General features: G+C 62.4%; 7 protein-coding genes and 2 pseudogenes. 4 read left to right on the top strand and 5 right to left on the bottom strand.

Annotation, left to right across the window (positions count from 1 at the left end; all coding sequences use genetic code 11):
- From ACFPU0_RS20785 to ACFPU0_RS20765, 5 genes and pseudogenes are all read right to left on the bottom strand, one after another.
- Positions 1-596, bottom strand: a pseudogene (locus ACFPU0_RS20785) (YeiH family protein); the annotation flags it as partial.
- 99 nt (positions 597-695) lie between these two features.
- Positions 696-831 (bottom strand): annotated as a pseudogene (locus tag ACFPU0_RS20780) (DsbA family protein); the annotation flags it as partial.
- Positions 832-861: 30 nt separating this feature from the next.
- Positions 862-2,166 (bottom strand): MFS transporter, encoded by a 1,305-nt coding sequence (locus ACFPU0_RS20775; RefSeq protein WP_377695172.1) that lies wholly within the window; start codon positions 2,164-2,166, stop codon positions 862-864.
- A 152-nt stretch (positions 2,167-2,318) separates the two neighbouring features.
- The gene (locus tag ACFPU0_RS20770) at positions 2,319-3,947 is read right to left on the bottom strand and encodes a 3-(methylthio)propionyl-CoA ligase (protein ID WP_377695171.1); all 1,629 of its coding nucleotides are present in this window, start codon (positions 3,945-3,947) and stop codon (positions 2,319-2,321) included.
- A gap of 64 nt (positions 3,948-4,011) precedes the next feature.
- Positions 4,012-5,034, bottom strand: a complete 1,023-nt coding sequence (locus ACFPU0_RS20765; RefSeq protein ID WP_377695170.1) for an alpha/beta fold hydrolase — start codon at positions 5,032-5,034, stop codon at positions 4,012-4,014.
- A gap of 110 nt (positions 5,035-5,144) precedes the next feature.
- Here ACFPU0_RS20765 and ACFPU0_RS20760 point away from each other — a divergent pair, with 110 nt between their 5' ends.
- From ACFPU0_RS20760 to ACFPU0_RS20745, 4 genes are all read left to right on the top strand, one after another.
- Positions 5,145-6,197 (top strand): AraC family transcriptional regulator, encoded by a 1,053-nt coding sequence (locus tag ACFPU0_RS20760; protein ID WP_377695169.1) that lies wholly within the window; start codon positions 5,145-5,147, stop codon positions 6,195-6,197.
- Between the two features lie 286 nt (positions 6,198-6,483).
- Positions 6,484-7,356, top strand: coding sequence for a TauD/TfdA dioxygenase family protein (locus ACFPU0_RS20755; RefSeq protein ID WP_377695226.1), 873 nt, complete (start codon positions 6,484-6,486; stop codon positions 7,354-7,356).
- Between the two features lie 84 nt (positions 7,357-7,440).
- Positions 7,441-7,917, top strand: a complete 477-nt coding sequence (locus ACFPU0_RS20750) for a 2,4'-dihydroxyacetophenone dioxygenase family protein (protein ID WP_377695168.1) — start codon at positions 7,441-7,443, stop codon at positions 7,915-7,917.
- A 272-nt stretch (positions 7,918-8,189) separates the two neighbouring features.
- Positions 8,190-8,463 (top strand): DUF1302 family protein (locus ACFPU0_RS20745; RefSeq protein WP_417715036.1); only part of this gene is annotated, 274 nt, incomplete at its 3' end.

The raw sequence follows: 8,463 nt of genomic DNA, 5'->3' as shown, positions 1-8,463 counted from the left end.
TCATGGATGGTGCCGCCGATGAACAGGCCGGCGTGCAGCGGCGAGAGGCCGAGGGCCTCGGCGATCATCGGGTAGAGGATCATCGCCAGCGTGGACAGCGCCGATACGCCGATCACGGTGAACAGCGTGGCGCGCTCCTTCTGCGGGTGGCTGGGCAACGCCGCCGCCAGGGCCAGGGCCGCGGAGGCACCGCAGATGGCCGTGGCGCCGCCGGTGAGCAGGCCGAACAGGCTGTTGAAACCAAGAAGACGCGCCACCGCGACTGACACGAGGATGGTGACCACCACCAGTGCCACCACCATGGCGACTGGCTGCCAGCCGAGGGACGCGATCTGTTCCAGGGTGATGCGGATGCCCAGCAGCGCCACGCCGACCCGCAGTACTTCGCGGGCGGTGAACTCGATGCCGGGCTTGCACACGCCGTCGGCCGCGAGGAAATTCACCGAGAGGCCCAGCAACAGGGCGAACAGCATCACCGGGGCACCGTAGTGCTCGGAAAGGAAGGTGGCCGCCGCGGCGACCATGGCGCTGACGATCACGCCGGGCAGCAGCGCCCGGCTGCGCGATCCCAGCGCGGTTATTGCAGTTGCGTACATGGGAGGGATTCCTGCGGCCGGGGCCGCGACAGATCGATGAAACAACGGCCCTGCTCCAGCTCCATCGCGTAGGTGGCGACACCGAAGCCTTTCACGTCAGCCATGCGCCGGCAGGTCGGGCAGCAGCTGCACGCTACGCCAGCGCATTCGCACCTGCACTTCCGGGCGGCTCTGTGAGAGCCGTACGCACGGCCTTCTCCAGGTTGCGCTTGCCGATCAGGCACCAGGGACAGATGAAGTCAAAGGTCTTCGACCAACAGCGGTTTCATTGATGCTCCTCGCTGGTCGTCAGCGGCGCGAGCTTCTGGATGTCCTTGTGGTAGTGGCGCTTGCCGTAGCAGAACACCAGGGCCGCGGCCACGCTGATCAGCGGAATCAACTGGAAGGCCCGGTCGAGGCCGAGGCTGTCGGCCAGTACGCCCGTGACATAGGGCCCGGGTGCCAGGCCGAGCAAGTTATTGACCAGGGCCAGGGCGGCAAAGGCCGTGCCATGCACCGAGTAGTGGGTCAGGTTGGCGACCATGGCGCCGGCAGGGCCCGAGGTGCCGGTCGCTACCAGCATGGCCAGGGCGATGACCACCAGTTGCGGCACGCCGGGCGCCATGCGGAACGCCAGGGACAGGAGCACGCAACTGATCAGGCAGTAGGCGATGGCCAGGGTGATCTTGCGGTCCGGGGCATTGCGGCACATGCGGTCGCTGAGGATGCCGCAGAGGATCATGCCGGAGCCACCGATGAGGACGATGATGGCCGAGATCACGCCAGCCTGATCGGTGCCCATGTGGTAGTAACGGTTCAGGTAGCTGGGGAACCAGACCATCAACGCCCCGCCGATGAACAGCTGCAGGCCGCTGCCGACATAGGCGCAGATCACCGAGCGACTGGAGTACAGCGTGCGCAGCGGGTTCTTGCCACCGGTCCCGGCGGATTCGGCGGCGGCGTGGGCGCAACGGCCAAGGCGGCTCTCCTTCACCACCAACGGGTAGATGGCGGCAAGCACCAGACCGAAGAATGCCATGCCGGCGAAGGACCAGCGCCAGCCCAGGTGCTCGGCAAGGATGCCACCCAGGGCCATGCCCAGCACGGAGCCGAACATGCCGCCGGCCATGAAGGCGCCGGTCAGCGTGGCGCGCATGTGTTTGGGGAAGACCGAGAGCACTACGGCGATGCCGACGCTGCCGTAGGCTGCCTCGCCGATACCTACCAGGAGCCTGGCGAGGAACATGTGCTGGAAATTCTGCGCAAGGCCGGAACTCAGGGTGGCCACGCTCCAGAGCGTGGCCATCAGGACCAGGCTGCGGACCCGACCCCAGCGGTCGGCCAGCAGTGACAAGGGTACGGTCAGCAGGCCCACCATCAGGGGGACGATACCGCTGAGCAGGCCGAGCTGGGAGTCGCTCAGCGCCCACTCGGACTTGAGCAATGGAAAGACCGCATTGAGCACCTGCCGCGACATGTAGTCGGAAATCAGCAGGCCGAAACTCAGGGCGAAGACGACCCAGGCATAAAACCGGGTCGCGCTGACGGTCGAGGTTTCAATCTCGTCAGCATAGGCGTGATGAAAAGCCATGGCATTTCCTCGAATCTGCGCGTCTTGTTGTTGTGGCGCAGCCTTGATTTAAGTCGGACCCGTGGATCGGGCCCTGACCTGTATGACGGCTCGGGCACGCATGGGAACCTGTTGACCTGCCCGAGCGTAGGATGCCCTCCGGGTGGCAGGACTCAGGCGGTCGGCAGTCGGTAGTCCTGGAACATCTCGCGGAGCTTGTTTTTCAGCATCTTGCCGGTCGCGCCGAGCGGGATGCTGTCGACGAAGACCACGTCGTCCGGGGTCCACCATCTGGCAATCTTGCCTTCGTAGAACCCCAGCAATTCGTCGCGCGAGAGTTCGCTGCCGGGCTTGCGGGTCACCACCAAAAGCGGGCGTTCATCCCACTTCGGATGACGGACCCCGATACACGCCGCCATTGCAACCGCCGGGTGGGCCATCGCGATATTTTCCAGGTCAATGGACCCTATCCACTCGCCGCCGGACTTGATGACATCCTTGCTGCGGTCGGTGATCTGCATGAAACCGTCGGCATCGATGGTCGCGACATCACCAGTCGGGAACCAGCCGTCCACCAGCGGATCGCCCGCGTCGTTCTTGAAGTAAGAGGCAATGATCCAGGGACCGCGCACCATCAGCTCGCCCGAGGTCTTGCCGTTGTGGGGAAGTTCGGTGCCGTCTTCGCCGACAATCTTCATGTCGACGCCGTACACGACCCGGCCCTGCTTGGCCTGTAGGGCGCGGCGTTCGGAGGCGCCCATGGCAAGGTGCCTGGCCTTGGGAATGCAACAGGTGCCGAGCGGGCTCAGTTCGGTCATGCCCCAGATATGCAGCACCTGCACGTCATGGTGGTCCTGGAAGGCAGCCATCATGGCTGCAGGACAGGCCGAGCCGCCGATTGCCGTCCGGCGCATGGTCGAGAAGGTCTTGCCGGCTGCTTCGACATAAGCCAGCAGGCCCTGCCAGACAGTGGGCACGCCGGCGGACAAAGTGACGTTTTCCGCCTCGAACAATTCGTATAGCGATTCACCGTCGAGCGCTGGCCCGGGGAGCACAAGCTTGGCGCCGACCATGCAAGCTACATACGGCAGGCCCCAGGCATTGACGTGGAACATCGGCACCACCGGCAGGATGGTGTCGCGGGCCGAGCAGTTCAATGTATCGGGAAGGGCGGCGGCGTAGGTATGCAGCAGCGTCGAGCGGTGGCTGTAGAGCACGCCCTTGGGATTGCCAGTAGTACCGGACGTGTAGCACAGCGACGAGGCACTGTTCTCGTCAAAGTTCGGCCAGACGAAGTCTTCGGCGTGCCCGTCGAGCAGGTCTTCGTAGCAGAGCAGGTCGGGGATCGAGGTAGTCGCCGGCATGTGCGCACGATCCGTCATGAGGACAAAATGCGTGATGGTCGAGACCCTGGAGGCGATGGATTCGACCAGCGGCAGGAAGGTCAGGTCGAAGAAGAGGACGCTGTCTTCCGCGTGATCGGCGATCCAGGTCACTTGGTCCGCATGCAGGCGGGGATTCAGCGTGTGCAGAATGGCGCCGGAGCCAGATGCGGCGTAGTACAGCTCCAGGTGACGGTAGCCGTTCCAGGCCAGTGTGGCGACGCGGTCGCCGAAGCCGACGCCGAGCGCGGCTAGCGCATTGGCCAGGCGGCGGGCACGCCGCCCGAGGTCGCGATAGGTCTGCCGGTGAATATCTCCCTCAACGCGGCGGGAGACGATCTCCTGGTCGCCATGGTGGCGCTCGGCGTGGGTGAGGAGCGTCGAGATAAGCAGCGATTGCTGCTGCATCAGTCCGTTCATGTTGGACACCTTCGTATTCGTGTTTATGAGAAATGCCGTGGTCCATGGCCAGCGCTGGAGTGACTTAGTGGTTGTCCAGTTGATCGAGGAACTCGATCAGCAACGCGTTGACTTGTTCTGGCTTCTCTTCCGCTGCGCTGTGGCCGACGCCGGGTAGCAGCACCTTCTTGTGCAGTTCGACCAGGTAGCTATCGAGCTGGTCAAGCAGCGCGCGAATCTCCGGCGGCTCGAGAGACGGGTCGGCGGCACCACCGATGAACATGCTGGGCTGGCGCACCACCGCGCCATCGAGAAAGGCCGAAATTTCCCAGTTGCGGTCGCGGCAGCGGTAGTAGTTCAGCGGCCCGGTAAAGCCGGAGCGGGTGTATTCGTTCACGTAGTAGTCGATCGCTTCGGGACTCAACCAGGAGGGGAACTCTGCAGGGTCGGTGAAGGCATCCAGAATCGACTCGTCCGGCTCGATGAACAGACGCCAGCGCTCGGCGCCGACCGCGCTGCCCGAGACCGAGTAGTAGATGCTGCGCAAGGTCTTGCGCGTGTCGGCGGCCAGTTCACGGTCCGGCTTTTCCACCTGTTGGAAGTACAGGTGGTGGTAGCCCTTGCCCTTGGCCATCGCCCGCAGGCCATCGGTGGGCCTGATCCGGCCGCGCAGCGGCACCGGCGTGTTAAGCATGACGAGCGCGCGAAACAGATCGGGTCGCAGCATGGCGCAGGACTGCGCCACCCAGGCACCGAGGTCGTGGCCGATGACGATCGCGGTGGTTTCACCCAGGGCTTGCATCAGGCCGACGATGTCGCCGACTGCCTGGCTCATGTCGTAGGCCTCGATGCCACTGGGGCTGTCGGACATGCCGAAACCGCGCAGGTCAGGTACGACTACCCGGAAACCAGCCGATGCCAGGGCCGGGATCTGTCGCCGCCACATGTACCAGAGGTAGGGGAAACCATGCAGGAGGATGACCAGGGGACCCTGGCCCTCCTCGACGTAGTGCATCCGGATGCCGTTGACGTCGATGAAGTGGTGGGCGAACGCGTGCGGGTCGTCTACGTCCCTGAATGCCAGGTCGTGGGAATGTTCCAAGTTCATCGCAGGACTCGTCGAATTGTTGTTGTGGAAGGATTAGCTTGACGAGGAGGGAGCGGCTGGGCTTGGCTATTCAGGACACTAACTTGTCAAAGTGGGACAAAGGTGGCTGCATGTCCAACCTGATTCGCAGTGCCAGTCTGACCGATTACGAGTACATTGCCCGCTCGGTCGGGCTGGACCCGTTCCGGATGTTGCGGCTGGCCAAATTGCCAGCTCGAGTGCTTGACGATCCGAATCTCCTGATCAGCATCGATCCGGTCTGCTGGCTGTTGGAAGAGTCGGCACGCCTTTCCGGCCAGGAAGCATTCGGCCTGCTGATGGCGGAGCGCCGAAGCCTGGCCGACCTGGGCATGCTGGCCCTTGTGATGCGCGAGGAGCCCACCCTGCGCGCGGCGATGGAGTCATCTGCGCACTACATGCAGATTCACAACGCAGGCGTGCAAATGTGGATGGAGAACTCCGGAGACCTGGTGCTGCTGCACGTGGACATGAAGCTGAAGCACCAGGGACTTTGGCGTCAGGCGGTCGAGATGTCGACAGGCATTGCTGTCCGATCCTTTCGGGCGCTGGCGCGCGAAGCCTTCAAGCCGGTGACCATCTGCTTCAGCCATGGCCAGCCCGCCAGGCTCGACGTCCATCGCCGGGTGTTCGGAACTGCACTCGACTTCGAGCAGGAGTTCAACGCCATCGTCTGCCGAGGCCTCGACGTGGACATGCCGATCGCCGCGGCCACACCCAAGCTCAATCGCGAGGTGAAACGCTGGCTGGATATGCAGTTGGTGGACTCAGGCGATGAGCCCCTGGATCAGGCGCGGCAAGTCATCAGAATCCTGCTGCCCACCGGAACCTGTTCCGTCGAGCGCATCGCCCAGCACTTAGGAATGCATCGCCGCACGCTCAGCCGGCGCCTGGCGGAAGTCGGCGAGAGTGGCATGTCGGTGGTCAATGCGGTCCGCTCCGAACTTGCCGAGGAGTACCTCACGACCAGCAAGCGCAAGCTCTTCGAAGTCGCTGGCTTGCTAGGTTTCGCATCGGGCGCCGAATTTTCTCGCTGGTTCCGCGGCCAGTTCGGCATGTCTCCGTCGGAGTGGGCCGCGCAGAATCGCGAGCGGACGGCAGCGGGAGTCTCCAACATTGCGCCGCCCGCAGCCAAGAAGCGTTGAGGAAGCCGAACACGCATCCGCCTTCTTTGTCTCAACATGCCAATATGTTGTCCCGTCTTGCAAAAGTCAGGGCGACATTAATCCCTAGTCTCTCTCCAAGGGTCTGAAGCGGTGCCATTGGCTCGCTGCTGATCCTGTCTAAGTCTGTCGGATATGCCAATGCATGCCGGCGCACATCCAGAGACTGGAGATTTCAATGACAAAAACGACTGCTTCTCTAGACGGTTGTCCGCAATCCAAGCCCGTGGCACCGGCGATCGTCCGCCCTTCGATCCTTCAGCATTCGATCAAGGTCGAGCTTTGCACGCCCAGCATCGGCGCCGAGCTCAGCAGCATCAGCCTGGCCGACGCAGCCCGGGACCCTGACATGATCGCGGAAATTCGTGCGCTTTGGCTGAAGCACAAAGTACTGTTCTTCCGCGACCAGGATATCAGCCCGATGGAGCAGCAGAGTTTCGCCGCGCAGTTTGCCGAGCTGGAAGCCCACCCCCTTGCGCCAAGCCATCCGGAGGCAGACAAGCTGCTGCTGCTGTATCGCAATCTCGACCCGAGCAAACCGAAGAACTACGTCGAAAAAGCCAGTCGCGAAAACATCTGGCATGCCGATGTCACCTACAAGAAGGCGCCGCCTCGCGGTGCAGTGTTGCGTTGCGAAATGGGGCCGGAGACCGGCGGCGACACCATGTGGTCGAACATGGTTATGGCTTACGAAAAGCTGCCGCAGGCCATCAAGGCGCGGATCGACGGTTTGTACGCCAAGCACGGTGTCGAGCAAGTCTTTGGCGCGCAGTTGCCGCTCGAAGAGCGACACGCGATGGCCGAGAAGGTCCCTGCGGTCGAGCACCCGGTTGTACTTACCCATCCAGAGACGGGCGAAAAGGTTCTGTACGTCAACTCGGCGTTCACGACTCACTTCTCGAATTACTTCAACTTTGAGGACATTCGCTACGGCCAGGACTTCCTGCCCGAGGCCCATCACCTGCTGCACTACCTGACCTCACAGGCGGCAATTCCGGAGTATCAGGTACGCCTGAAGTGGCGACCCAATACCGTTGCGATGTGGGACAACCTGCTTTGTCAGCACTACGCAATAGCCGATTACGGCAACGCGCCGCGCAAGATGCTCCGCGCGACGTTAGCCGGCACCCCCCTCATGTAATCCGCCCAGCTCCCTGTTCCGGTGTGCGCACACATCGCCGGCAGCCGGGAGCTGTCTCTGGCATAAACGAAAGAGGAATTAGTCATGCTTTTCCAACAAGTTGAAACCGCCGTCATGCATGGCGAATCGCTGCCTTGGGTTCCTTTCACTCCCTACGCAGACAACGTATTTCTGAAGTACTTCAAGCTCGACCCGATTCGCGGCGAGATCATCACCCTGATGAAAGCCCCAATCGACATGGTACTGCCGAAGCACCATCACTCCGGCACCGTCATCGTGTACACGATGGAAGGTCAGTGGAAGTACAAAGAGCACGACTGGGTCGCCGGGCCGGGCAGCATCGTCTACGAGACTGCTGCATCCAGTCACCAGCCGGAGGTGGTCGCCACTGGCGATGCCGAATATGTGCTGACGCTGGTTGTCGTGACCGGAGACCTCGTCTTCGTCGACGAGAATGACAAGGTCATGGCCATCGAGAACTGGAAAACCGCGCTTCAGCGCTATCTCAACTACTGCGAGGCGAACGGGATCGAACCTCAGGATCTCACCGCCTTCCGCTAAGCCGAGTCCGACTCTCGGCGCCAATTCGATTGACGAAGCCGGCGCCGAGCTTGCTTATCCCGATCGTTTCTCTTTCCGCAGCCTGCCTGGTGCCGGTCCGAGGCTGAACGGTTCCCTGCCAATCGCTTGCCGGTGCAATAGCGCTGAGGACTACCTGGCAGGCTGTCCTGGTCTGTTTGCGTGATGCGCGGCTTGGCTCCTTTTAGTCGCGCTTTTTTATTTCCGAGAGGTGCACACCAGCATCTCCATAACAACAAAAAGCGGAGCAACGCATGAACAACAACAAGAATCACACCCTCGACCTGCGCAGGTGCCTGCTCGCCTCGGCCATCGCCGCCGGGATGGGCGTGCCGGTCGGGGTGCAGGCCTTCGAGGTCGACACCGGCAACCCGGACTGGTCGGTACGTTTCGACAACACCGTGAAGTACAACTATGGCGTGCGCACCGAGAGCGCGGACAAGCGGATGCTGGGCACGCCGAACAACAACGACGGTGACTACAACTTCCGCAAGGCCGGTACCAACATCACCAACCGTATCGACCTGC

The sequence above is a fragment of the Pseudomonas sp. GCM10022186 genome, from assembly GCF_042656385.1.
Taxonomy (GTDB): domain Bacteria; phylum Pseudomonadota; class Gammaproteobacteria; order Pseudomonadales; family Pseudomonadaceae; genus Metapseudomonas.
This window is presented reverse-complemented; position numbering and strand designations above follow the sequence as displayed.

Coding starts and splice junctions, on each gene's coding strand:
- ACFPU0_RS20765 (WP_377695170.1), bottom strand. CDS start 5,034: ATGAACTTGGAACATTCCCACGACCTGGCATTCAGGGACGTAGACGAC.
- ACFPU0_RS20750 (WP_377695168.1), top strand. CDS start 7,441: ATGCTTTTCCAACAAGTTGAAACCGCCGTCATGCATGGCGAATCGCTG.
- ACFPU0_RS20770 (WP_377695171.1), bottom strand. CDS start 3,947: ATGAACGGACTGATGCAGCAGCAATCGCTGCTTATCTCGACGCTCCTC.
- ACFPU0_RS20775 (WP_377695172.1), bottom strand. CDS start 2,166: ATGGCTTTTCATCACGCCTATGCTGACGAGATTGAAACCTCGACCGTC.
- ACFPU0_RS20760 (WP_377695169.1), top strand. CDS start 5,145: ATGTCCAACCTGATTCGCAGTGCCAGTCTGACCGATTACGAGTACATT.